This is a genomic window from Burkholderia alba (assembly GCF_034721475.1).
In the GTDB taxonomy this organism is placed as follows: domain Bacteria; phylum Pseudomonadota; class Gammaproteobacteria; order Burkholderiales; family Burkholderiaceae; genus Burkholderia; species Burkholderia alba.
This window is the reverse complement of sequence record NZ_JAWJWL010000011.1, coordinates 84,995-110,075: the sequence shown is the minus strand read 5'-3', so window position 1 is coordinate 110,075 and position 25,081 is coordinate 84,995. Positions and strand designations below refer to the sequence as shown.

General features: G+C 67.7%; 22 protein-coding genes. 11 read left to right on the top strand and 11 right to left on the bottom strand.

Going from position 1 to position 25,081, the window contains the following annotated elements; genetic code table 11:
- Positions 1-26: 26 nt before the first annotated feature.
- On the bottom strand, positions 27-617 hold the full coding sequence (locus RZR99_RS14710; protein WP_323120507.1) for a LysE family translocator: 591 nt from the start codon (positions 615-617) through the stop codon (positions 27-29).
- Between the two features lie 189 nt (positions 618-806).
- On the opposite strand from RZR99_RS14710, the gene RZR99_RS14705 reads away from it, so the two are divergent.
- Positions 807-992, top strand: coding sequence for a hypothetical protein (locus RZR99_RS14705; RefSeq protein ID WP_323120506.1), 186 nt, complete (start codon positions 807-809; stop codon positions 990-992).
- A 92-nt stretch (positions 993-1,084) separates the two neighbouring features.
- On the opposite strand, the gene selD is transcribed toward RZR99_RS14705, so the two are convergent.
- Positions 1,085-2,149, bottom strand: coding sequence for a selenide, water dikinase SelD (selD, locus tag RZR99_RS14700; RefSeq protein ID WP_323120505.1), 1,065 nt, complete (start codon positions 2,147-2,149; stop codon positions 1,085-1,087).
- A gap of 118 nt (positions 2,150-2,267) precedes the next feature.
- Here selD and RZR99_RS14695 point away from each other — a divergent pair, with 118 nt between their 5' ends.
- Positions 2,268-3,101: a DMT family transporter gene (locus tag RZR99_RS14695; RefSeq protein WP_323120504.1), complete on the top strand. Its 834-nt coding sequence runs from the start codon at positions 2,268-2,270 to the stop codon at positions 3,099-3,101.
- Positions 3,102-3,132: 31 nt separating this feature from the next.
- On the opposite strand, the gene pdxR is transcribed toward RZR99_RS14695, so the two are convergent.
- Complete coding sequence (pdxR, locus tag RZR99_RS14690; protein WP_323120503.1) at positions 3,133-4,644, bottom strand: MocR-like pyridoxine biosynthesis transcription factor PdxR; 1,512 nt, start codon at positions 4,642-4,644, stop codon at positions 3,133-3,135.
- 138 nt (positions 4,645-4,782) lie between these two features.
- On the opposite strand from pdxR, the gene RZR99_RS14685 reads away from it, so the two are divergent.
- Positions 4,783-6,066 carry a 4-aminobutyrate--2-oxoglutarate transaminase gene (locus tag RZR99_RS14685; RefSeq protein WP_323120502.1) on the top strand — a complete coding sequence of 428 codons (1,284 nt, stop codon included), beginning with the start codon at positions 4,783-4,785 and terminating at the stop codon, positions 6,064-6,066.
- An 81-nt stretch (positions 6,067-6,147) separates the two neighbouring features.
- Positions 6,148-7,623: an NADP-dependent succinate-semialdehyde dehydrogenase gene (gene gabD, locus RZR99_RS14680; RefSeq protein ID WP_323120501.1), complete on the top strand. Its 1,476-nt coding sequence runs from the start codon at positions 6,148-6,150 to the stop codon at positions 7,621-7,623.
- Positions 7,624-8,056: 433 nt separating this feature from the next.
- On the opposite strand, the gene RZR99_RS14670 is transcribed toward gabD, so the two are convergent.
- A complete protein-coding gene (locus RZR99_RS14670; protein ID WP_323120500.1) occupies positions 8,057-9,601 on the bottom strand; it encodes a methyl-accepting chemotaxis protein in 1,545 nt (514 codons plus the stop codon).
- A 71-nt stretch (positions 9,602-9,672) separates the two neighbouring features.
- Here RZR99_RS14670 and RZR99_RS14665 point away from each other — a divergent pair, with 71 nt between their 5' ends.
- The 3 genes from RZR99_RS14665 to RZR99_RS14655 are packed head-to-tail and all read left to right on the top strand — an operon-like array spanning position 9,673 to position 11,304.
- A complete protein-coding gene (locus RZR99_RS14665; RefSeq protein WP_323120499.1) occupies positions 9,673-9,909 on the top strand; it encodes a hypothetical protein in 237 nt (78 codons plus the stop codon).
- Entirely contained in the window at positions 9,890-10,747 is an 858-nt protein-coding gene (locus tag RZR99_RS14660; RefSeq protein WP_323120498.1) for a class I SAM-dependent methyltransferase, read from the top strand. Before RZR99_RS14665 ends, RZR99_RS14660 begins: the two co-directional genes overlap by 20 nt.
- Positions 10,744-11,304, top strand: a complete 561-nt coding sequence (locus RZR99_RS14655; protein ID WP_323120497.1) for a GNAT family N-acetyltransferase — start codon at positions 10,744-10,746, stop codon at positions 11,302-11,304. Before RZR99_RS14660 ends, RZR99_RS14655 begins: the two co-directional genes overlap by 4 nt.
- Before the next feature lie 30 nt (positions 11,305-11,334).
- Here the strand turns inward: RZR99_RS14655 and pcaF are convergent, their stop codons facing one another.
- Positions 11,335-12,537 (bottom strand): 3-oxoadipyl-CoA thiolase, encoded by a 1,203-nt coding sequence (gene pcaF, locus RZR99_RS14650; protein WP_323120496.1) that lies wholly within the window; start codon positions 12,535-12,537, stop codon positions 11,335-11,337.
- Between the two features lie 222 nt (positions 12,538-12,759).
- On the opposite strand from pcaF, the gene RZR99_RS14645 reads away from it, so the two are divergent.
- Positions 12,760-13,545: an IclR family transcriptional regulator gene (locus RZR99_RS14645; protein WP_323120495.1), complete on the top strand. Its 786-nt coding sequence runs from the start codon at positions 12,760-12,762 to the stop codon at positions 13,543-13,545.
- A 151-nt stretch (positions 13,546-13,696) separates the two neighbouring features.
- On the opposite strand, the gene hydA is transcribed toward RZR99_RS14645, so the two are convergent.
- The 6 genes from hydA to RZR99_RS14615 all read right to left on the bottom strand — a co-directional run bounded on the left by hydA (position 13,697) and on the right by RZR99_RS14615 (position 22,682).
- Complete coding sequence (gene hydA, locus RZR99_RS14640; protein ID WP_323120494.1) at positions 13,697-15,154, bottom strand: dihydropyrimidinase; 1,458 nt, start codon at positions 15,152-15,154, stop codon at positions 13,697-13,699.
- Positions 15,151-16,671 (bottom strand): NCS1 family nucleobase:cation symporter-1, encoded by a 1,521-nt coding sequence (locus RZR99_RS14635; protein ID WP_323120493.1) that lies wholly within the window; start codon positions 16,669-16,671, stop codon positions 15,151-15,153. The genes hydA and RZR99_RS14635 overlap by 4 nt, the downstream gene beginning before the upstream one ends.
- Positions 16,672-16,732: 61 nt before the next feature.
- On the bottom strand, positions 16,733-17,995 hold the full coding sequence (preA, locus tag RZR99_RS14630; RefSeq protein ID WP_323120492.1) for an NAD-dependent dihydropyrimidine dehydrogenase subunit PreA: 1,263 nt from the start codon (positions 17,993-17,995) through the stop codon (positions 16,733-16,735).
- 56 nt (positions 17,996-18,051) lie between these two features.
- Positions 18,052-19,413 carry an NAD(P)-dependent oxidoreductase gene (locus RZR99_RS14625; RefSeq protein WP_323120491.1) on the bottom strand — a complete coding sequence of 454 codons (1,362 nt, stop codon included), beginning with the start codon at positions 19,411-19,413 and terminating at the stop codon, positions 18,052-18,054.
- Positions 19,414-19,542: 129 nt separating this feature from the next.
- Positions 19,543-20,808, bottom strand: coding sequence for a Zn-dependent hydrolase (locus RZR99_RS14620; protein WP_323120490.1), 1,266 nt, complete (start codon positions 20,806-20,808; stop codon positions 19,543-19,545).
- Positions 20,809-21,377: 569 nt separating this feature from the next.
- A complete protein-coding gene (locus RZR99_RS14615) occupies positions 21,378-22,682 on the bottom strand; it encodes a lipase family protein (protein WP_323120489.1) in 1,305 nt (434 codons plus the stop codon).
- A gap of 341 nt (positions 22,683-23,023) precedes the next feature.
- Between RZR99_RS14615 and RZR99_RS14610 the strand changes: the two genes are divergently transcribed.
- The 3 genes from RZR99_RS14610 to RZR99_RS14600 all read left to right on the top strand — a co-directional run bounded on the left by RZR99_RS14610 (position 23,024) and on the right by RZR99_RS14600 (position 24,993).
- A complete protein-coding gene (locus tag RZR99_RS14610; RefSeq protein ID WP_323120488.1) occupies positions 23,024-23,341 on the top strand; it encodes a hypothetical protein in 318 nt (105 codons plus the stop codon).
- Between the two features lie 511 nt (positions 23,342-23,852).
- Entirely contained in the window at positions 23,853-23,981 is a 129-nt protein-coding gene (locus RZR99_RS14605) for a hypothetical protein (RefSeq protein WP_323120487.1), read from the top strand.
- A gap of 58 nt (positions 23,982-24,039) precedes the next feature.
- On the top strand, positions 24,040-24,993 hold the full coding sequence (locus tag RZR99_RS14600; protein WP_323120486.1) for a M29 family metallopeptidase: 954 nt from the start codon (positions 24,040-24,042) through the stop codon (positions 24,991-24,993).
- Positions 24,994-25,081: the final 88 nt, after the last annotated feature.

The following is a 25,081-nucleotide window of genomic DNA, read 5'->3' as shown; positions in this document are numbered from 1 at the left end:
GTATAGAACGACGTAAAACGGCCCGTTCAGATTTGCGCGAGGCCCGCCGCGCCGTAGGCGAGCACGACGGCGGCGGCGAGGAGGTGGGTCGCCGCCAGCCAGCCGGGGGATTTGACGAGGCGCCCGATCGCGCTGCCGCCGAAGGCGAACACCAGTTGCCCGGCGAGACTGCCCGCGAACACGCAGAGCGCGCCCGTCAGCCAGTGCGCCCGCGCGAGCGCCGACGACGACGCATAGCCGTAGAACAGCAGGATCGTGAGCGGATTGGCGAGGGTGATGAAGAACATCGAGACGAACGGGCGCGCGCCCAGCGCGGGCGCCGCGCCGTCGAGCGCGCGGCGGCGGTTCGCCAGCGCCCGCCACAGCATGCGCGCGCCCATCGCGAGCAGCACGAGCGCGCCCAGTGCGCGAAACAGCGCGAGATGACCCGCGAGCCCGCGCGCCAGCACCGCGCCGATCGTGAAGGCGGCAATCGCATAGCAGCCGTCCGCGCACGCGACGCCGAACGCCGCGCGCACGCCTTGGCCGAGCCCCGCGTAGATACCGTAATTCGCGATCATCAAGGCGACCGGGCCAACCGACAGCGCGATCATCAGGCCGAACAGGAAGTCTTTCATCCGGAAGCGCGGGCGGGCGTCATGAAGCCCCGATTCTAGCGGCCGGGACGCGTCCGCCAATATCGGCCGAAGGGCGGGAGGCGCCGTCGCCGGGCGGCGCGGAAAACACGCTGAGCGTGATGGCGGCGGAGCGAGCGATCGTGGTCCGTGTACGGCGGGGGGCTGCGGGGCCATCGGTGGGTATCGGGTGTGCCGGGTGTACCGGGTGTACCGGGTGTACCGGGTGTACCGGGTGTACCGGGTGTACCGGGTGTACCGGGTGTACCGGGTGTGCCGGGTGTGCCGGGTGTGCCGGGTGTGCTGGACGTGCTGGACGTGCCGGACGTGCCGGACGTGCCGGACGTCCAGGGTGCATCGGACACGCCGGTTGACTGAACATGCGAAACGACCCGGACACATCGAGCTCAGCCATCGAGCCGAGCGGCGCCGCACCGCCGCGTTCGCCCGCGCCCCTTCACCGCCCCGCGTCACACCACGTCGATCCGGGCGGGGCCGTCCGTCATTTCGCCGATCACGGCGGCCCGCGCGAAACCATCGGCGCGGAAGCACGCGAGCACGTCGTCGACCGTATCGGGCGCGCAGGCGACCAGCAGCCCGCCGGAGGTCTGCGGATCCGTCAGCAACGTCCGGGCAACGCCAGGCAGCCCGGCCGCGAGTTGCACGTCCGCGCCGTACGACGCCCAGTTGCGCACCGACGCCCCGGTGAACACGCCCGCGTCCACGAACTGCTCGACGCCCGCGAGCCACGGCAGATCCGCATACCGGAGCCGCGCGGTCAGGCGCGCGCCGCGCGCGAGTTCGAGCGCATGGCCGAGCAGACCGAAGCCCGTCACATCGGTCAGCGCATGCACGCCGGGCAGGCCCGCCAGCGCCGCGCCGGGACGGTTCAGCTGGGTCGCGGTCGCGATCATCTGCGCGTAGCCGTCCGCGTCCAGACGTTCCTTTTTCAGCGCGGCGGACAGCACGCCGATGCCGAGCGGCTTGCCGAGCACCAGCACGTCGCCCGCGCGCGCGGCCGCGTTGCGCTTCACGCGCCGCGGATGCACGATGCCGAGCGCCGCGAGCCCGTAGATCGGCTCGACCGAATCGATCGAATGACCGCCCGCGACCGGGATGCCGGCTTCCGCGCACACCGCTTCGCCGCCGCGCAGGATCGCGGCGATCGTCTCGTGCGGCAGCACGTTGATCGGCATCCCGACCAGCGCGAGCGCGAGGATCGGCTTGCCGCCCATCGCATACACGTCCGACAGCGCATTGGTCGCCGCGATCCGGCCGAAGTCGAACGGATCGTCGACGATCGGCATGAAGAAATCGGTGGTGGCGACGATCGCCTGCTCATCGTTCAGGCGATAGACGGCCGCATCGTCCGAGGTTTCGGTGCCGACCAGCAGATCGGGAAACAGCGCGGGCGGCGTATTGCGCTTCAGCAGTTCGGACAGCACGCCCGGGGCGATCTTGCAGCCGCAGCCGCCGCCGTGCGACAGGCTCGTCAGGCGCGGCGGCGCCGGGTTCGGTCGGGAGTTTTCGGTCATCGCGGTCGTCCGGGAAAAGGCAGAATGCCCCTATTATCGACAATCCTGCTCGCCGGCGGGTCGAGCGCGCGGCGATAATCGCCGGCTCGCCCGTCGCGCCCGCCCCGTTCACGCCGTCATGGATCACCGCTTCGTCCTGCTCGTCCTGCTTTCCGCGCTGCTGCACGCGATCTGGAACGCGTTCCTCCATGTCAGCGAAGACCGCCTCGTGCAGCTCGGCACGATGTCGCTGCCGTATCTCGCCTTCGGCGCGGCGGGCGCCCTGCTGCTGCCGCTGCCGCCCGCCCACGCGTGGCCGTACATCGCGGCGTCGGCGGTGCTCGAGCTCGGCTACTGTCTCGCGCTGCTGCGCGCGTATCGCAGCGGCGAATTCAGCCAGATCTATCCGATCGCCCGGGGGCTGTCGCCGCTGCTCGTCTCCGGCCTCGCGTTCGCGATGCTGGGCGAAGCGCCGACGCCGCTCGCGCTCGCCGGCATCGCGCTGGTCTCGGGCGGCATCATGTCGCTCGCGTTCCGGCGCGGCTTCCGCTTTTCCGGCGAGAGCGTGCCGTACGCGATCCTGACCGGCGTGTTCATCGCCGCGTATTCGGTCGTGGACGGCATCGGCGTGCGGCTCGCCGGCGATGCGCTCGCGTATATCGCGTGGGTCTATCTGCTGTGGAACCTGCCGCAGTGCCTGCTCGTCTGCCGGCTGCGCGGCGTCAGCGGCATGCCGGCGTCGCGCGGCGCGCTCGCGCGCGGCGTGCTGGCCGGCACGCTCGCGCTCGCCGCGTATGCGATCGTGGTGCTGGCGTATCGGCATCTGCCGGTCGCGACGGTGTCGGCGCTGCGCGAAACCAGCTCGATCTTCGCGGTCGCGATCGGCTGGTTCGTGATGCGCGAGCGGCCGACCGCGCGCCGGCTCGCCGCCTGCGCGCTGGTGGTGGCGGGAGCGGTCCTGATCCGGCTGTAGCGCGCCCGCCGGATTGCCGGGCGGACAGGCTTCATCCCGCCGCGCGCGCCGCCGGCCTGAACACCGCCTCGTCGATCGCCTCCGACAGCGTGTCGAACGCGGGCCCGATCTCGTCCTCCGGCACGCACGCATAACCGAGCAGCAGGCCGGACGCGGCGCGCGCGGCATCCGCGTAATAGCCCGACAGCGCGCGCACGACGATGTTGCGTTCGAGCGCCGCCTGCGCGACCGCGCGGTCGTCCGCGCCGTCCGGCAGGCGCATCACCAGATGCAGGCCGGCATCGCCGCCCACCGCGGGCAGCGCGTCGCCGTAACGGCGCGCGAGCGCGTCGAGCAGCGTCTGCCGGCGCTGGCCGTACAGCGTGCGCATCTTGCGGATGTGCGACACGAAATGCCCTTCCGCGATGAATTCGGCGAGCACCGCCTGCTGCAGCAGTTGTCCCTCCCGATACAGCTCCGCGCTCGCGGTCGCGAAGCTTTCCGCGAGCGGCCCGGGCGCGACGAGATAGCCGACCCGCAGCCCCGGAAACAGCGTCTTGCCGAAGCTGCCGACATAGATCACCTGTCCCGTATCGTCGAGACCCTGCAGCGACGCGAGCGGGCGGCTGCCGTAGCGGAATTCGCTGTCGTAGTCGTCCTCGATGATCCAGCAGCGATGCTGCCGCGCGTATTCGAGCAGCATCCGGCGCCGCGCGAGGCTCATCACCATGCCGAGCGGATACTGGTGCGACGGCGTGACCAGCATCAGCTTCGGCGGCGCGGCGAGATCGGCCGGCGACGGCGCGATGCCCTCGTCGTCGACGGGAATCGGGCGGGTGACCAGCCCGGACACGTGCAGCACGCTGCGCACGCCCCAGTAGCACGGATCCTCGGTCCAGATCGCGTCGCCCGGATCGGTCAGGAGCCGCACGGCCAGATCGATCGACTGATGGATGCCGGTCGTGATGACGATCTGCTCGGGCGTGCAGCGCACCGAACGCGAAGTCCGCAGATAGTCGGCCAGCGCCTCGCGCAGCAACGCCAGGCCGCCGCCCGGCGCGTAGGTCAGCAGGTCCGGACGCAGCCGTCGCCAGTACTTGTTGTGCAGTCGCGTCCACACGCGCGCCGGGAACCGCGACACGTCCGGCACGCCCGGCATGAACGCGCCGCCCTGCCGCTTCGACACCCCGGCGCCGTCCAGCAGGCGCGCGCCGCGCGCGGACAGCGGCCGCGCGGGCGCCGGCGCCGCGACGTGCCGGGGCGCCGGATCCGCCGCGCCGACGATGTCGTCGGGCGCGCTGTCAGCGACGAAGGTGCCGCGCCCGGTCGCCGACGTCACATAGCCTTCGAGCGCGAGCTGCTCGTACACCTGCGTGACCGTGTTGCGCGCGATGCCCAGTTCCGACGCGAGCAGCCGCGACGACGGAAAACGCGCGCCGGCGGGCAGTTCGCGGGTCAGAATCGCCTGTTGCAGCAGCCGATGCAGCTGCCGGTAGACCGGCTGCGCGCCGCCGCCGCGCACGAGGCGCTGCGCCAGCCAGTCCGACAACACGCTCGCCCGCATGATTGGCTCCTAGATATTTATTGAAATGGCTCTGATTTTCAGAGCCAAATCTGATTATAGTCGCCTCATGGGCTGCTCCCAAGCGGCCGCCTGTCCCGCTGAACCCTTTGACCGAATCCGATCTGGAAGGAGATGACCGTGAACAATGCCGATCTGCACGCCCGCAAGAATGCCGCCACCCCGCGCGGGGTCGGCGTGATGTGCGATTTCTACGCGGCGCGCGCCGAGAATGCCGAGCTGTGGGACGTCGAGGGCCGGCGCTTCATCGATTTCGCGGCCGGCATCGCGGTGGTGAATACCGGCCACCGCCATCCGAGGATCGTGAAGGCGATCGCCGACCAGTTGAACCAGTTCACGCACACCGCCTACCAGATCGTGCCTTACGCGTCGTACGTCGAGCTGGCCGAGAAGATCAACGCGCGCGCGCCGGGCGACTATCCGAAGAAGACCGCGTTCTTCACGACCGGCGCGGAAGCCGTCGAGAACGCCGTGAAGATCGCTCGCGCGTTTACCGGCCGTCCGGGCGTGATCGCGTTCTCGGGCGGCTTCCACGGCCGCACGATGATGGGCATGGCGCTGACGGGCAAGGTCGCGCCGTACAAGATCGGCTTCGGCCCGTTCCCGGGCGAGGTGTTCCACGCGCCGTACCCGAACCCGCTGCACGGCGTGACGACGGCCGATTCGCTGCGCGCGATCGAGATGCTGTTCAAGGCCGACATCGATCCGAAGCGGGTCGCGGCGATCATCTTCGAACCGGTGCAGGGTGAAGGCGGCTTCTACGCCGCGCCGGCGGATTTCGTGCGGGCGCTGCGCAAGCTGTGCGGCGAACACGGCATCCTGCTGATCGCCGACGAAGTGCAGACGGGTTTCGCGCGCACCGGCAAGCTGTTCGCGATGCAGCACTACGACGTCGCGCCCGACCTGATGACGATGGCGAAGAGCCTGGCGGGCGGCATGCCGCTGTCGGGCGTGGTCGGCCGTGCCGACGTGATGGATGCCGCCGCGCCGGGCGGCCTGGGCGGCACCTACGCGGGCAATCCGCTGGCGGTCGCGGCCGCGCACGCGGTGCTCGACGTCATCGACGAGGAGAAGCTGGTCGAGCGCGCGGTGACGCTCGGCGACGCGCTGAAGGCGAAGCTCGTCGCGCTGCAGCCCGACGTGCCGCAGATCGCCGACGTGCGCGGTCCGGGCTCGATGGTCGCCGTGGAGTTCTTCAAGGCGGGCACGCAGGAGCCGGACGCCGAATTCGCGAAGCGCGTGCAGGCGCGCGCGCTCGAACGCGGGCTGCTGCTGCTGATCTGCGGCGTCTACTCGAACGTGATCCGCTTCCTGTTTCCTCTCACCATTCAGCAGGCCGTGTTCGACGAAGCGCTCGGCATCCTGGAGGAAGTATTGAAGGAAACGGTGGGCGTTCCCGCCTGACGCCGTACCGATCGATCTTTCGCGTCGCTGCCTTCCGTCTGGAGGGCGGCGATTGTCGTTTCCGCATACCGGACATACATCATGAGCACCATTCAAGCATCAGCATCTCTTGCACTGAAGGATCCCGCGCTGTTCCGCCAGCAGGCGTTCGTTGCGGGTGAATGGCAGGCCGCCGCGAGCGGCCGGCATGTCGAGGTTCGCAACCCGGCCACGGGTGCGCTGGTCGGCACGGTGCCCGCGATGGGCGCGGCCGAGACGCGTCACGCGATCGAATCCGCGAATGCGGCGTGGCCCGCGTGGCGCAAGCGTACCGCGAAGGAGCGCGCGGCGATCCTGCGCAAGTGGTACGACCTGATGGTGGCGCACGCGGACGATCTCGCGCTGATCCTCACGACCGAGCAGGGCAAGCCGCTCGCCGAGGCGAAGGGCGAGATCCTGTATGCGGCGTCGTTTCTCGAGTGGTTCGCGGAGGAAGGCAAGCGCGTGTATGGCGACACGATTCCGACGCCGGCGGGCGACAAGCGGATCGTGGTGACGAAGGAGCCGGTGGGCGTGTGCGCGGCGATCACGCCGTGGAATTTTCCGGCGGCGATGATCACGCGCAAGGTCGGACCGGCGCTGGCGGCGGGGTGTCCGATTGTCGTGAAGCCCGCGGAGGCGACGCCGTTCTCGGCGCTGGCGCTGGCCGTGCTGGCCGAGCGCGCGGGCGTGCCGGCCGGGGTGTTCAGCGTGGTGACCGGAGACCCGAAGGCGATCGGCGGCGAGTTGACCGTCAACCCGACCGTGCGCAAGCTGTCGTTCACCGGATCGACTGCGATCGGGCGGTTGCTGATGGCGCAGTGCGCGCCGACCGTGAAGAAGGTGTCGCTGGAGTTGGGCGGCAATGCGCCGTTCGTCGTGTTCGAGGATGCCGATCTGGATGCGGCGGTGGAAGGCGCCATTGCGTCGAAGTACCGCAACAGCGGGCAGACCTGCGTGTGCACCAATCGCTTCTATGTTCACGAGCGTGTCTACGATGCGTTCGCGGAGAAGCTGCGGGTGGCGGTCGAGAAATTGAAGGTCGGGTTCGGCACCGAGCCGGGCGTCGCGCAGGGGCCGCTGATCAACGAGGCGGCGGTGTTGAAGATCGAGGCGCACATCGAGGATGCGCTGGCGAAGGGTGCGCGCGTGGTGACGGGCGGCCGGCGTCATGCGCTGGGCCATGGCTTTTTCGAGCCGACCGTGCTGACCGGCGTGACGCCGGCGATGAAGGTGGCGAAGGAGGAGACCTTCGGGCCGCTCGCGCCGCTGTTCAAGTTCGCGTCGGATGACGAGGTGATCGGTTATGCGAACGATACCGAGTTCGGCTTGGCCGCGTACTTCTACAGCCGCGACATCGCGCGCGTGTGGCGGGTGGCGGAGGCGCTGGAATACGGGATGGTGGGCATCAACACCGGGTTGATCTCGAACGAGGTCGCGCCGTTCGGCGGCGTGAAGCAATCGGGGTTGGGCCGCGAGGGGTCGCACTACGGGATCGACGATTATGTCGTGATCAAGTATTTGTGTTTGGCGGTGTGATCGGATGAGACGCGTGTCGCCCCGATGGGATGACACGCGGGTTGACGGCGCGTCCCGACCTGGATGATCTGGAAAGGGTCCGGTTCGGCGCAATGGACTGCCGCAGCATGGCGCGACGACGTGGGTAGGGGGGGCCCGTCGTCCGAGCGAAGCGAGGATGGAGCGAACGGGTGGCATACCACGCCGTTCCGTGGTGCGATGTCACGGTGCCTGCGCGCACCCATCCCCGTTCTGATCGTGGCGGACACTTAGGCGCTAGGCCAATCCGTTTCAAGAGGGCACCGGAAGCCTGGATCAGAAAAGCGCCTTTCTTTTGGTTACTTTTCTTTGGCAAGACAAAGAAAAGTGACCCCCGCCCCGGGGAGGGGCGACGCTCATAGACCGATATCCGAACACGTTCGCCGACACCCCCCCTCCGCAGTAAAGGCCCCCCTCACCGAAACACCCCCACCGCCTCCACCAGCCTCCCGGCCTGCTGCCTGAGACTTTCGGACGCCGCCGTGCTCTGCTCGACCAACGCGGCGTTCTGCTGCGTGATGCTGTCGAGATGCACGACAGCCTGGTCGACCTGCGACACGCCGGCCGCCTGCTCGGCGGTCGACGAGCTGATCTCCGCGATGAGATCCGACACCCGCTTCACCTGCACGACGATGTCCTCCATCATCTGTCCCGCATCGTCGACCAGCCGCGCCCCGGACGCCACGCGCTCGACGCTCGCGCCGATCAGGGTCTTGATCTCCTTCGCCGCATTCGCGCTGCGCTGCGCCAGCGCCCGCACCTCGCCCGCGACCACCGCGAAGCCGCGCCCCTGTTCGCCCGCGCGCGCCGCCTCGACCGCCGCATTGAGCGCGAGGATATTGGTCTGGAACGCGATCCCGTCGATCACCCCGATGATGTCGGCGATCCGGCGCGAGCTTTCGGTGATGTCGTTCATCGTGCTCACCACCTCGTGCACCGCGGTGCCGCCGCGCTGCGCCGCGCCGCTCGCCGAACGCGACAGCTCGTTCGCCTGCAGCGCGGTATCGGCATTGCTCTCGACCGTCGCGGTCATCTCCGCCATCGATGCCGCGGTCTGCTGCACGCTCGTCGCCGCCTGCTCGGTACGCGCGCTCAGGTCGTTGTTGCCCTGCGCGATTTCGTTGCTCGCGCGCTGCACGTTGCGCACCTGCTCGCTGACATCGTCGACCAGCCAGCGGAACATCAGCCCCAGCTGACTGATCGTACGCAGCGTCATGCCGATTTCATCGACCCGGTTCATCCTCGCGCCGTCGCGGTTCTCGCCCGACGCGACGCGCAGCGCCTGATCGCGCACCGCCCTGATCGGCTGCGCGATCTGCGCATCGAGCCACCACGCGGCCAGCGCGGCCGCGCCGGCGGCAATACCCGCGAAACCGGCCAGCGGCGCGCCCGACAGCCCGAGCGCCCACGCCGCGCCCGCCATCGCGGGCACGAACGCAGCGAGCGGCGCATGAAGCCGCACGCGCACCGGCATCGTCTGCAGCAGCGACAGGCCACGCAGCCATCCCGTGCGGACAACCAGGCCCTTGCGGAACGCGCGGCGGCCCGCGTTGCCCGCGCGGAAATCCTTGTACAGCGCTTCGGCGGCCTCGATCTCGTCGCGCGGCGCCTTGGTCCGCACCGACATATAGCCTTCGGGCCGGCCGCCGCGCATCACCGGGATCGCGTTGGCGCGCACCCAGTAGTGATCGCCGTTCTTGCGCCGGTTCTTGACGAGCGCGGTCCACGGCTCGCCGCCTTTGAGCGTCGCCCACATGTCGGCAAACGCTTCGCGCGGCATGTCGGGATGCCGCACCAGGTTGTGCGGCTCGCCGACGAGTTCCTCGTTCGAGAAACCGCTGATCTGCGCGAACGCGGTGTTGGCGTAGGTAACGATGCTGTCGGCGTCGGTGGTCGACATCAACGTCATCTCGTCGGGAAATTCGAATTCCTGTTGGGTAACGGGCTGGTTATTGCGCATCACTGGGCTCCGAAGCGCGGATCTGATGTCCGCTTGTCAAATTGATTCACTCTCGGCAGCCGAAAAGCGGGATGAATCGCTTTACGACGGGACTCATCTTTACTGACGGCAGCCGGGCAGAAAACATTACCCAATCATGCAAGAAAAACGCCACGTTTCCCGGGTCGCTGATCTCGATCAACCCCCTGCCGGAAAGCCGCGCCGCCGGTGCGCCCTTGCAATTCACATTCGATTGCTTTCAAATGTCGACGCAAACGATTTCTCTTTTTCGATTGAATCGTCAAACCCATGAACTCATCGTTCCATGAATCCAACCGACTGTCGTGGAATGCCGCGACGGTTGCGCACAACAGTCACAAGGGCGATCAGGCCGCCTTCTTCCGCGCCGGCGGCTCGACGCTGTTTCCGGAAGAGCGGGAACTGCTCGGCGACGTCGCCGGCCGGCGGCTCGTGCATCTGCAATGCAACGCGGGACAAGACTCGCTCAGCCTCGCACGGCTCGGCGCGGACGTGACCGGCGTCGACATCTCGGACGAGGCGATCGGCTTCGCTCGCCGACTGTCGGCGGACGCCGCGCTGCCCGCGCGCTTCGAACGCGCCGACGTGCTCGACTGGATGCCCGAGGCCGCCGCGCGCGGCGAGCGCTTCGATCGCGTCTTCACGTCGTACGGCGCGCTCTGCTGGCTATCCGACCTGCACGCGTGGGCGCGGGGCGTCGCCGGACTGCTCGCACCCGGCGGCCGTTTCGCGATGGTCGAGTTCCATCCGTTCGCGCTGTATTTCGACGCGCACTGGAAGCCGCACTACGACTACTTCAAGCACGAGCCGACTCGCGAGGCGCAAGGCGTGGGCGATTACGTCGCGGATTCGGGCACGGGGCTGGGCGCGCAGCACGACCACCCCGGCGTCGAGAATTTCGTCAACCCGCATCCGAGCTACGAGTTCATGTGGGGCATCGGCGACGTGGTCAACGCGCTCGTGTCGGCGGGACTGACGATCGAATGCCTGAACGAGTACCCGTACTCGAACGGCTGGAAGGGTTTCGACGACATGCGCGAACTGGACGGCCACCGGATGGCGCCGCCCGACTATCTGCCGCGCCTGCCGCTGATGTACGGCATCGCGGCACACCGAACGCCGGCATGACCCGCCGCACCGCCTCGGACCTCGCCCGGCTCGCCGCGCGGCCGCTCGCGCGCGGCGACATTCCGCTCGTCTGGACCATCGACCGCCGCGAGATCATCCATCACCTGTACGCGCTGCGCGACGGCGCGCTGCATCTCGTGCCCGACTTCTACGACGTCGACGGCTGGCCGGAGGGCGAAGCCGATCACTACACCCCGATCCTGCTCGACTGCTTCGATCGCGGCGGCTGGTGCTGGGGCATGTTCGACGGCGAACGGCTGGTGGCCGCAACGATCGTCGACAGCCGGCGGCTCGGCGCCGACGGCGACATGCTGCAATTGAAGTTCCTGCATGTGAGCCACGACTGGCGCGGCTGCGGGCTGGGCGTGCAACTGTATCGCCGCGCGCAGGCGCAGGCGCGCGAGATGGGCGCGCGGCGGCTCTATATCTCCGCGACGCCGTCGCAGCATACGATCGATTTCTACCTGCGGCTCGGCTGCGTGGTGAGCGCGTCGCCCGACCCCGCGCTGTTCGCGCTGGAGCCGGAAGACCTGCATCTGGAAGGCGCGACGGCCTGATCCGTCGCGCCGCCGCCCGCCCATCGGCATTCAGACACGCTCGATCGCGAGCGCAATCCCCTGTCCGACGCCGATGCACATCGTGCAGAGCGCGTAGCGGCCCTGCGTGCGCTGCAGCTGGTACAGCGCGGTCGTCACGAGCCGCGCGCCCGAGGCGCCGAGCGGATGGCCGAGCGCGATCGCGCCGCCGTTCGGATTGACGCGCGGATCGTCGTCCGCGACGCCGAGCATCCGCAGCACCGCGAGGCCCTGCGACGCAAACGCCTCGTTGAGTTCGATCACGTCGAACTGGCCGATCGTCATGCCGAGCCGCGCGAGCAGCTTTAGCGTCGCCGGCGCGGGACCGATGCCCATCACCCGCGGCTCGACGCCGGCCGTCGCGATGCCCAGCACGCGCGCGCGCGGCGTGAGCCCGTGACGCCGCGCGGCGGCTTCGCTCGCGAGCAGCAGCGCGGCCGCGCCGTCGTTCACGCCGGATGCGTTGCCGGCCGTCACCGTCCCGTCAGGGCGCACGACGCCTTTCAGTTTCGCCAGCGTGTCGAGCGACGTGTCGCGCGGATGCTCGTCGCGCGACACGACGAGCGGGTCGCCCTTCTTCTGCGCGATCGTCACCGCGACGATCTCCTGCGCGAGCGTGCCGTCCTGCTGCGCACGCGCCGCCTTCTGCTGGCTGCGCAGCGCGAACCGGTCCTGGTCCTCGCGGCTGATCCCGTAATCCGTCGCGACGTTCTCGCCGGTTTCCGGCATCGAATCGACGCCGTGCAGCTGCTTCATCAGCGGATTGACGAAGCGCCAGCCGATCGTCGTATCGAAAATGTCCGCCTGTCGCGAGAACGCGCTCGTGGCCTTGCCCATCACGAACGGCGCGCGGCTCATGCTCTCGACGCCGCCCGCCAGCATCAGCGCCGCCTCGCCGGACTTGATCGCGCGCGCGGCGATGCCGACCGCGTCCATCCCGGACCCGCACAGACGGTTGATCGTCGAACCCGGCACGCCCTGCGGCAATCCGGCGAGCAACAGCGACATCCGCGCGACGTTGCGATTGTCCTCGCCCGCCTGGTTCGCGCAGCCGTAAATCACGTCGTCGACAGCGGACCAGTCGACGTCGCGGTTGCGCTCGACGAGCGCCTTCAGCGGCACCGCGCCCAGATCGTCGGCGCGCACCGCCGACAGCGCGCCGCCGTAGCGCCCGATCGGCGTGCGGATCGCGTCACACAGAAATGCTTCGGTCATGGTTGTCTCCGTGGAATCGGACCGGGCGCGCCGGCCGTCATGGACAGCCTGACCTTCACGCGCCAAAATTGTTCTTTATACGAACTTAAGATCGAATATCGAACGTTTCTGCGATCATAGGGAGCCGGCCGGAGCGCGTCAAGCGCATGCCCCGGATCCCGCGGGTTGGCGCAACCCGACCCCTTGCGCTATCTTCACGGCTGCACGAACTTCCACCAGGCCATGAGCACAGACCTTCAGGCAAAACCCGGCGACTCCTACGTCCAGTCGTTCGCACGCGGGCTCGGGGTGATCCGCGCCTTCGACGCGGCGCATCCCGAGCAGACGCTCACCGAGGTCGCCGCCGCCACCGGCCTGACGCGCGCCGGCGCGCGCCGCATCCTGCTGACCCTGCAGACGCTCGGCTACGTCGAGGCCGAGGGCCGGCTGTTCCGCCTCACGCCGAAGATTCTCGACCTCGGCTTCGCGTACCTGACGTCGATGCCGTTCTGGAATCTCGCCGAGCCGGTGATGGAGCAATTGTCGTCGCAGATCCACGAAAGCTGCTCGGCGGCGGTGCTCGACCGCACGGAGATCGTCTACGTGCTGCGGGTACCGACACACAAGATCATGACCATCAACCTGTCGATCGGCAGCCGGCTGCCCGCGTACTGCACGTCGATGGGGCGGGTGCTGCTGGCGGCGCTCGACGACGCGGCGCTCGACGCGACGCTCGCGCAAAGCCCGCCGCGCACCTACACGCCGCGCACGCTGACCGAGCCCGCCGCGCTGAAGGAGGCGATCGCGCAGGTGCGGCGCCAGGGCTGGGCGATCGTCGATCAGGAACTGGAGGCGGGCTTGATCTCGCTGTCGGCGCCGATCCGTAACCGGCGCGGCCAGGTGATCGCCGCGATGAACATCAGCGGCAACGCGCAGCGGCATACCGCGAAACAGATGGTGAAGGCGTTTCTCGAACCGCTGCTGCAGGCCGCGCAGACCGTCTCCGAGTTGGTCGCGCGGCGCGGCTGAGCAGGCATGGTCGGGCGGCCGGGGGCAGCCCCTTCCGGGCCGCGTCCCGACGCCCTCCGCGCGAACACTGCCGCATCACCCGATGCCCGCTTCGGGCGGCACATGCCGCCCCCTGACCGGCACCGCCCCCGCGCCCGGACGCGATCCCCGCTCACGCGTCGCGCGTCACCGGCCTCGCATCGTGCAACTGGTTCTGCGTGCGCATCGAATCGAAGTAGCCGGGATTCGCCGGACGCTTCAGATAGCGCCCCGCGCCGCGCCGCGCGCGCAGATCCCCGTCCGCCCAGACCAGTTCACCCTGCGACACCGTATGCGTCGCGACGCCGCGCACCGTCATCCCCTCGAACACGTTGAAGTCGACCTTCTGGTGATGAGTATTGACCGAGATGGTCCGCGTCGCCTGCGGATCCCAGACGACCAGGTCCGCATCCGCACCCACCGCGACCGTGCCCTTGCGCGGATACAGGTTGAAGATCTGCGCGGCGTGGGTCGACGTCACCCGCACGAATTCGTTCGGCGTGAGCCGTCCGGTATTGACGCCCTGGTCCCACAGGATCGACATCCGGTCCTCGACGCCGCCGCAGCCGTTCGGAATCCGGCTGAAATCCTCGCGGCCCATCGCCTTCTGCGATGCGCAGAACACGCAGTGATCGGTGGCCGTCGTATGCAGGTTGCCCGATTGCAGCCCGCGCCACAGCGCGTCGCGATGCTCCTGGGTGCGAAACGGCGGGCTCATCACGTGCGCCGCCGCGCGCGTCCAGTCGGGGTCGCGATAGACCGACTCGTCGATCACCAGATGTCCGGCCAGCACCTCGCCGAACACGCGCTGCCCTTCCGCCCGCGCGCGCGTGATCACGTCGAGCGCATCCTTGGCCGACACGTGCACGATGTAGACCGGCACGCCCAGCACCTGCGCGATCCGAATCGCGCGATTCGCGGCTTCCCCCTCGACCGCCGGCGGCCGCGACAGCGGATGCGCCTCCGGCCCCGTGATCCCGCGCGCGAGCAGCGCGCGCTGCAGCTGGAACACCAGCTCGCCGTTCTCCGCGTGCACGGTCGGCAGCGCGCCCAGCTCGAACGCGCGCGTGAAGCTGTTCACGAGAATTTCGTCGTCCGCCATGATCGCGTTCTTGTACGCCATGAAGTGCTTGAAGCTCGACACGCCGTGCTCGTGCACCAGCTCGCCCATGTCGCGATGCACCGATTCGTCCCACCACGTGACCGCGACGTGAAAGCCGTAGTCCGCCGCCGCCTTCTCCGCCCAGCCGCGCCATTCGCGGAACGCGTCCATCAGCGGCTGCTTCGGGCTCGGAATCACGAAATCGATGATCGACGTCGTGCCGCCCGCGAGCCCGGCCGCCGTGCCGGTATAGAAGTCGTCGCTCGCGGTCGTGCCCATGAACGGCAGCTCCATGTGCGTATGCGGATCGATGCCGCCGGGCATCACGTACTGCCCGCTCGCGTCGACGATCGTCGCGCCGGCCGGCGCGTCGAGATCGGGACCGACCGCGAGAATCGCGCCGCCCGCATCGCTCGACGCACACAGCACGTCCGCGCGGACGCTCAGGTTCGCATCGACCACCGTGCCGCCTCGAATCAATATCGTCATGATGTCTCCGTGTAGATTGAATCAGCGGCGGACCTCGGCCGCTGCATGAACGTCATCAGCACGCCGTAGACGCAGGCCGCGATCACGAGTCCGACGAACCACGCATAGGTGTACAGGCCGACGAACACCACCGGCACGCCGGGGAAAGCCGAGGGAAACGCTTCGTGCAGAAAGCCCGGCAGGTTGGGTAGCACGCCGAGCGCGAGCGCGGCCACGGCAGCGATATTCCAGCCGCCCGCATACGCATATTCGCCGCGCGCGTCGAACAGCTGCGCGGTGTCGATGCGGGTGCGGCGAATCAGGAAATAGTCGACCACCATGATCCCCGCCACCGGCCCGAGCAGCGCCGAATAGCCGATCAGCCAGGTGAAGATGTAGCCTTCGGTGGTCGCGAGGATCTTCCACGGCATCATCACGATCGCGAGGCCCGCCGTCATCAGGCCGCCGGTGCGGTAAGAGATCGCGCGCGGCCACAGGCTCGAAAAATCGTAAGCGGGACCGACCAGGTTCGCCGCGAGATTGCAGCACATCGTATCGAGCGTGAGGATCACCAGCGCAATGCCGACCCCGATCCCTTCCATCCGGCTCGCGAGGTCGATCGGATCCCAGATCGCCTTGCCGTAGATCACGACCGTCGCCGACGTCACCACCACCGACACCACCGACAGCAGCGCCATCGGCACCGGCAGGCCGAGGGTCTGGCCGATCATCTGATCACGCTGCGTTTTCGCGAAACGCGTGAAGTCGGGGATGTTGAGCGCGAGCGTCGCCCAGAACCCGACCATCGCGGTGAGGCTCGGCCAGAACGTCGCCCAGAACAGGCCGGCCTTCTTGCCGCCCGCGACGAACTGCGAAGGCTGCGACAGCATCGAGCCGACGCCGCCCGCCTTCGAGCACGCCCACCAGACCAGCACCGCGCACATCACGATCTTGATCGGCGCCGACCCGCTTTCGAGCCAGCGGATCGACTCCGTACCGTTCACCACGAAGTACAGCTGCAGCGCCCAGAAGCCGAGGAAGCACGCGGCCTGACCGGGCGAGATGCCCAGCAGCGGCAGCACGTCGCCGTGCAGCGCGTTGCCGGTCAGGATGTTGAGCAGCGTGTAGATCGCGCTGCCGCCGAGCCAGGTCTGGATGCCGTACCAGCCGCACGCGACGATCGCGCGCAGCAGCGCGGGCAGCTTCGCGCCCTGCGTGCCGAACGAGGTCCGCACCAGCACCGCGTACGGAATCCCGTACTTCGCCCCCGCGTGGCCGATCAGCACCATCGGCGCAAGCACGATCAGGTTGCCGAGCAGCACGGTCAGCACCGCCTGCAGCGGCGACATGCCCTGCTCGGTCAGCCCGGCCGCGAGCATGTACGACGCGATGTTCATCACCATGCCGACCCACAGCGCCGCGAAATGGTGCCAGCGCCAGGTGCGCTGCGCGGCGCCCGTCGGCGCGAGATCCTCGTTGAACAGGCCGCTGGCCGGTATCTGCGCCTGCGCATCGCCGGAGACCGCTGAATGACTCATGTACCGCTCCCTGCTGAGAAACGTTCCGCGTCACGCCGCGGGCCGCCGGACCGGCGAGCGCCTAGGCGGCGCGCGCGGGATTGTTCGGATGCGTCGTCCAGTTGGCGTACGCGCCCTGATCGACGCGCTCCATCGTGATGCACGCGTCGACCGGACAGACATGCAAGCACAAATTGCACCCGACGCAGTTCGCCTCGACCACGTCGAAGTGGCGCACGCCGTCCCGGGTCGCCGTGATCGCCTGATGCGACGTGTCCTCGCACGCGATGTGGCACAGCCCGCACTGGATGCAGCGCGACTGGTCGATGCGCGCCTTGATGTCGTACCGGAGATTCAGGTATTGCCAGTCGGTGACGTTCGGCACCGCGCGGCCGCGGATCGCATCGAGCGACGCGTAGCCCTTGTCGTCCATCCAGTTCGACAGGCCGTCGATCATGTCGTCGACGATCCGGAAGCCGTAATGCATCGCGGCGGTGCAGACCTGAACCGAACCGGAGCCCAGCACGATGAATTCGGCGGCGTCGCGCCAGTTCGAGATGCCGCCGATCCCCGAGATCGGCAGGCCGGCCGTGGCCGGATCGCGCGCGATCTCGGCCACCATGTTGAGCGCGATCGGCTTCACCGCCGGTCCGCAATAGCCGCCGTGCGTGCCCTTGCCGTCGACGGTCGGCTGCGGCGCCATCTGGTCCAGGTCGACCGACACGATCGAATTGATCGTGTTGATCAGCGACACGCCGTCCGCGCCGCCCGCCTTCGCCGCGCGCGCGCTGGTCCGGATGTCGCTGATGTTCGGCGTGAGCTTCACCAGGCACGGCAGGCGGCTGCCTTCCTTCACCCAGCGCGTGACCATCTCGACGTACTCGGGCACCTGCCCGACCGCCGCGCCCATCCCGCGCTCGCTCATCCCGTGCGGGCAGCCGAAGTTCAGTTCGACCGCATCGGCGCCGGTGTCCTCGACGAGCGGCAGGATCCATTTCCAGTCGGTCTCGTTGCACGGCACCATCAGCGACACGATCACCGCCCGGTCCGGCCAGTCGCGCTTCACCTGCGCGATTTCCTTCAGGTTCACGTCGAGCGGCCGGTCGGTGATCAGTTCGATGTTGTTGAGTCCGGCCATCCGCTGGCCGTTATACGACGTCGCGCCGTAGCGCGAGCTGACGTTGACCACGTGCGGATCGAGCCCGAGCGTCTTCCACACGACGCCGCCCCAGCCGGCCTCGAATGCGCGGTTGACGTTGTAGGCCTTGTCGGTCGGCGGCGCGGACGCGAGCCAGAACGGATTGGGAGAACGGATACCGGCAATCGAACAGCGAAGATCGGCCATGACGGGCCTCCTGGAATGATGTCGGACGCGCCGGCGCGGGCGCGCGGCGGATACGGTCAGCGGCTCAGGAAATGCGTGATCGCGTGCGCGGCGAGCTTGCCGTCCTGCACCGCCTGCACGGTCAGGTCGATCGCCGCGTGATTCGTGCAGTCGCCGCCGGCCCACACGCCGGCGATCGAGGTCGCGCCGTCCGGGTCGACCGCGATGCGGCCGCCGTCGAGCGCGAGCGTCTGGTCGGGCTGCGCGAGCGTGTAGTGCTGGCCGATCGCCTTCAGCACGACGTCCGCCTCGACCCGGAACGTATCGCCCGTCGCTTCGAGCAGGCCCGCCGAGGTCTCGCGCGTCACGGCGAATTCGACCGCGTGCGCCCGGCCGTCGTCGTCGCCGACGATCCGCAGCGGCCGCGCCCATTCGATCAGCGTGACGCCGCTCTGCTGCGCGAATTCGCGTTCGGCCCAGGTCGCGCTCATCTGCTCGACGCCGCGACGGTATGCGATCGTGACGGCCTGCGCGCCGAGCTTGCGGCTCTGCACCGCCGCATCGACGGCGGTATTGCCCCCGCCGATCACGATCACCCGCCGCCCGACCGGCAGCCGCGCGAGGTCGTCCGCTTGCCGCAGCTGCTCGATGAACGCCACCGCGTCGCGCACGCCGTCGAGCTGTTCGCCCTCGATGCCGAGCGCCTTAACGCCCGCCAGCCCGAGCCCGAGAAACACGGCGTCGAAGCGCTCGCGCAGTTGCGCAAGCGTGACATCCCGGCCGAGCGCCTGCCCGGCCTGCCATTCGATGCCGCCGATCGACAGCAGCCAGTCGATCTCGTGCTGCGCGAAGCGCTCGACGGTCTTGTAGGCGGCGATACCGTATTCGTTGAGGCCGCCCGCCTTGTCGCGCGCATCGAGGATCGTCACGCGATGGCCGTCGCGCGCCAGCGCGTGCGCGCACGCGAGACCCGCCGGCCCGGCGCCGACCACCGCGACGCGGCGCCCCGTGTCCGCCGCCCGCGCGAACAACGGCTTGCCGCCCGCCTGTTCGCGCGCCATCTGCCAGTCGGTCGCGTGGCGCTGCAGCGCGCCGATCGCCACCGGTTCGCCATCCTGATGATTGCGCACGCAGGCGCCCTCGCACAGGATCTCGGTCGGGCAGACCCGCGCGCACATGCCGCCGAGCGGATTGGCCGACAGGATGTCGTGCGCGGCGCCCTGCAGGTTGCCGTTGCCGATCTTGCGGATAAAGCTCGGGATGTCGATGCCGGTTGGACAGGCCGCGATGCACGGCGCGTCGTAGCAGTAGTGGCAGCGATCGGCGGCGACGCGCGCCGCGCCGGCGTCGAGCGGGGGCGCGACGTCCGCGAAATTGCAGGCAAGTTGCGCGGCCGACAGGCGGCCTTCGGCGACATCGCCGGTTGCTTTCCAGGACATGGGGGACTCCTGTTGTAATCGTATGAACCGGGCGCGCGTGCGCACCCGGCGTCCGGCCCGCGAAGGCCGGATACCGCAACGGTCGGACAACCTGTGAAAAATTCGCGCGGCTCGCGCGCCCGGTCTTGCCTAGCCGGGCTCGGACGCGCGCTCCAGCATCGCGTGCAGCAATACGTTCGCGCCCGCCTCGATCCACTCGGGCGTCGCGTCCTCGATCTCGTTGTGGCTGATCCCGTCGACGCACGGCACGAACACCATCGACGTCGGCGCGACCTGCGACAGATAGCATGCGTCGTGCCCCGCGCCCGACACCATGTCGCGGTGCGAGTAGCCGAACCGCTCGGCCGCCGCGCGCACCGAGCGCACACAGGCGGCGTCGAATGCGACGGGCGCGTAATAGAAGATCTGGTCGACCTGCGCGTCGAGCCTGCCGTCGGCGGCGATCCGCGCGATGCCCTCGCGCAGCTCGGCGTCCATCTTCGCAAGCACGTCGTCCTGCGGATGACGAAAATCGACGGTGAAGAACACGCGGCCCGGGATCACGTTGCGTGAATTGGGATGGACCTGCATCATGCCGACCGTCGCGCACGCGAGCGGCGCGTGGCGCAGGCCGATTTCGTTGACGAGCTGCACGACGCGCGATGCGCCCAGCAGCGCATCGCGGCGGCGCGGCATCGGCGTCGGTCCCGCGTGCGCTTCCTGGCCCGTCAGCACCACCTCGTACCAGCGCTGCCCCTGCGCATCGGTGACGACGCCGATCGTTTTCCGTTCGGCCTCCAGGATCGGCCCCTGCTCGATGTGCAGTTCGAACGCGGCATGAAGCGGCCGGCCGCCGCACGGCACGTCGCCCGCGTAGCCGATCCGCTGCAGTTCGTCGCCGATCGTCTTGCCGTCGACATCCTGCCGGGACAGGCCGTAGTCGAGCGTGAACACGCCCGCGAACACACCCGACGCCACCATCGCGGGCGCGAAGCGCGAGCCCTCCTCGTTGGTCCAGATCACCGCTTCGATCGGGTGCTCGGTCTCGATGCCGAGATCGTTCAGCGTGCGGATCACTTCGAGCCCGCCGAGCACGCCGTAGATGCCGTCGAAACGGCCGCCGGTCGGCTGCGAGTCGGCATGCGAGCCGGTGACGACGGGCGCCAGCGCGTCGTTGCGGCCCTGGCGGCGCATGAACACGTTGCCCATCCGGTCGACGCTCACCGTGCATCCGGCGGCTTTGGCCCAACCGACGATCAGATCGCGGCCGGCCTTGTCGAGATCGGTCAGCGCGAGCCGGCAGACGCCGCCTTTCGCGGTCGCGCCGATCTTCGCCATCTCCATCAGGCTGTTCCACAGGCGCTTGCCGTCCACCTTGATCGATGCGGCCAGTGCGACTTCGGTCATCACAGTCATCTGCACCTCTCCTTCATGCTCGACACTTCGTCATCGCGACGGGCGGCGACCGGCCATTCGCGCGGAACGGGCATTCGGGTTCTGAATGGGGACAGGCCGCACCTGCACGGCCCTGATTTCTTATGTGTCTTATAAAAACGGTGCGACCTGTCGTTCAAATCCTGTCCGAATGGTCAGGTTATAGCGCATCGGCATGCCGAATACAACGTGTCAAAAAACAAAGCGGAAGCGGATCGGACCGGTTCGGAACGACCGGGATCGGGAGCGGAAATCGACGATTGCGCCGGGCTATCAATCCGGTGGATTCGATGCATCCTCGGCAGGGATCAACGTCACTGACGGCTCCGCGCGTTTCGGCGCCCCGATGTGCGCCCCGCAACGCGCGGAGCCGGAGCCGGAGCCGGGCGACATGCGAGGCGCGGCAATCGAGGATCGGGGGGCCGCTTCGCGGGAAGCGATCCCGCTGTCGCTGCCGAAAAATCGGCCTGCGTGAACGACGCGTCTCATGCGAACGCGGTCCGAGGCATTCGTTCCGACTGCCTCGGACCGCTCGACGCCGTGAACCTGACTTAATGAACCGTCTCGGCCGCCAGCGAATTGCTCGGCAGCGTGGCGATCCACGCGCAGTTGCCGGGCGCGGATTTTCCGGCGAAGCGGTCGTACACCCACGGCAGCATCCCGGCCGCCCAAGCCACGGCGGTCGCCGCGTGTTCGAGCGGATATTCGGTGTACTGCACCGGGACGCCGCTGGCGCAGAACTTCTGCGCCAGCGCGCGCACGTCGCCTGCCAGCATCACGCCGTCGCCGGTCTGGCTGCTGAAGGTGCCGTTGAGCACGCCCGCGGTGCCCTGGCTGATGTACATCGGGATCGTCGGCGACGGCGCCAGCCCGGCGTTCACCTGGTTCGCGTACTGCACGTAGGCCGGAATGCTGTTGATGTCGCCCGCGTATTGCGGCTTGAGCAGCGTCTCCCAACGCAAGCCGACGTGGCTCGGCAGGATCTGGATCAGCGACTGATCCTGGATCTGGCTGAACAACGCCACGCCCGTGCTGTTGAGATAGGGCGTCAGGTCGAAATTGTAGGCACGCGTGAGACCGACCAGCGCCGCCGCCGCGACACCGCCCCACACGAGGCTGCCGTCGACGTAATGCAGGTTGTGCGCGGGATCGACGAGCACCCCGCCCTCGGCCGCGCCGACGAGTTGCGCATTGATGTCGGGCGCATAGCTCGGCGCGAGCTGCGCGGCCCAGTTGGTGGCGATCGCGCCGCCGGAGTAGCCGATCAGCGCTACCTTGCTGGACGGACTCAGTCCGGTGGAAGGCGTATTGAGCGCGGCGCGCACCGAGTCGAGGGTGGTCATCCCGTACTCGGGACCGGCCGCGAAGTCCGCCGTTTCGCCTTCCGTGTCGGGCACGATGATGTTGTAGCCCAACAGCAGCAGCGCCGACAGCGGAATCGATTCGCCGCTGTAGAGGAGGCCGCCCAGCGAGCGGTCTCCGGCAATGACCTGCGACGGTTCGTCGGCGGGGTTCAGCGAGTCGTAGGCCGACTGGTAGGAGATCGCCTGACCGTTGCTGACCAGGCTCTGAATGACCGACGTCACATTGACGACGGGCTGCTTCTGCGCGTTATTGGTGCGATACAGCAACTGCTGTGCCGTCACCACGGTCGGGATCCCCGCCACGTGGTAAAGCACGTTGCGCGTCTTGAGCACGGTGCCCAATGGAATCGATGCCAGCGGCGTGCTGCCGGTGTAGGTATAGAACGGATCGGTCACGGGTGCGGCGTGCGCACTCGATGCCGGACCGGCGATTGCCAGCATGGTCGCGGCAGCCGCCGCCGCGATCGCCAATATGCGGTGTTTCAGGCCCATATGAAATCTCTCCAAGGTAGAGTCGGCGATCCTGTTTCCGCTGGCCCCACGCATCCGGGATGCCGGTGGTGCGGGCGCGGTGTCGCCGTTACGCGCAGGCCTGTCCGGGGAACCGGGGCAACCTGCGTTCATCGAGTGTGCTCGGCGCAGCGGTCATACCCCTCGTTGGCCTCATCGGAAACCGGGCGGCGTCATCGTACGTCTCCTTATCATTTTGTAATCCTATATATTGGGGCATCTACTATTTTTGAACGGCGGACGGCCTATCATTGATAGCACATCCCTTTCGCGTTGACCGCTGTTTGAAGGTGAACATCTAATCGAATGCAGGCCGCATCCGCATGGGCGCCTTCGCGTATCCGGCATGCGGAATCGGTCATCCGCCATTCGACCCCGTACCGGTTTTCGGATCGACGCCGGGCACCTCGCGAAGGCTGCACGACTCGGTCGGCGATGCGGCGAAAGCAGCCTGGAGAGCGGCCGGGATTCTTCCGTTTCCGCACCGCCGCAATCGCGCCGATCCCGCGCTTCATCCTCGCCGGAATTCAAACGGCTTCTGCCCGATTCGACGCAGCGTGCCGGCAGGGAATTTCAAGCAATGCATCGGCCATTTCAAAACCGTCCGCTTTATTTTTAGTCAGTTTATAAAAAATCACTAAACAAATTCATTTCATTCACCGGCCAAACAAATTCCCATCCATCGACCATCACTTATTCCATAAACAATCGAAAAATATTCCTCTCCGGCGCGAAAAACACGTTCCCCCAACGCTGTGCCGAGCACCCGGCAACACGCAACATGATCCCCGCACGCCACTATCCGGCGGCCACCTGAGTGCGACCTCCCCGCTCCGCGCTCCGCCGGGGAGATCGCGATCGGCAGTTGAATTCGTCGAAACAATTCCATCGACAATTCAAATTAAACAATTCAATTAAAAGGTAATTAATTCCATCCAAATTTGACACGCCAGTCATAGATACTCAAATCAGCATCATTAAATAAGGATTATCCCCTAGCCCTCGCTCATTCGATTGCACTTACAAAAATCACAAAGTAATCTGACACAACCTTACAAGGCGCAACCGAATGCGCCGGGTAGGCAACGGCGGCGGAAACGCCGCTCTTTTTCATGCTGGATGACTTGTGTGGATACCACCAGGAGGATTGACATGAAGGAACGCCAGGAACAGCAGATCGAATTGCTCGAGTGGATGGCTGAAGACACGCATCCCCAGGCCGTCGACATGATGGTCGAGGATGCCGTGGTGCCGTTCGGCACCGCGCTGTGGCCGGTCTGAGTCCGTCCTTTCGACTGCGCACGGGAGCCCGTCTCCCGTGCCGCCTCCGGAGTTACGCATGCTGAATCTGCATCGCGCGCTTAGCTACCATCCCGCCATACGCGACAAGCTCGGGCACGGCAACAGGGTGCGCCTCCTGGTCGGCTACGACACGCGCAATCGCGATACCGCGCTGCGCGCGTTCTCGACGATGCCCGCCTCGTTCGAGCCCGCAACGCTCTGCCTGGAAAGCACCGCGCCCGCCGACATCGTGGAATCGATCGGCCGATCCGATCTGTTCGTGCTGCTATACGACTCGTCCTGCCTGCCGACGCCCTCCCCGAGCGGCCCGCCGTTCCTCGCCGCGATCCGGCCGGCCATCGTCGAGCACTGGAGCAAGTCGGTGCTGTTCAAGGATTACGGGTCCCATCTGGACGAAGCGTTCGAGGAATCGCTGGACGCCATCGCCGCGCGCAACGGCCAGCTGATCGAGATCGCGAGCCGCGCGTCGCGGGTCCGCTTCGTCGACGAAACGGGCAACGCATTGACCGGCTCGCTGGCGCCCGCGCAAAAATGGACCAGCGTCGACGGCATGGGCAACCTGGACGTCGTGCCCGGCGAAATCGCAACGCACGTCACCGATCTGCACGGCTCGATCGTCTTCAGCGGCACCTTTCTCAGCACCATCCCGTTTGCCGTCAAGTACAAGGTCGCGGAGCGGCTGGCGGTGCTGCACATCGAGGACAGCGTCGTGGTCGATTTCGACAGCGATCATCCGGGCTTCCGCGCCGATTTCTCCGCGTATCTCGAGCGCCACGAGAATCATCGCAAGGTGGAGGAGTTCGGGATCGGCACCAACCTCGGAATCAAGGGGCTGTACGGGCGCAACGCCGGCTTCGAGGAACGCCATCCGGGCCTGCATCTGGGGATGGGCGGCGGCGCGCAGGGCAGCCATCATCTGGATCTCATCTTCAGCGCGGGAACGCTGGCCTTGGACGATCACGTGATCTTCGACGGCGGATTCACCGTCTGACCGGATCGCGATGCACCGCCGGCGGCCGAGGCCGCCGCGCACCACGCGCGCCTGCCCGGCCGCACGGCCACCCCCGCCCCGGCACGAC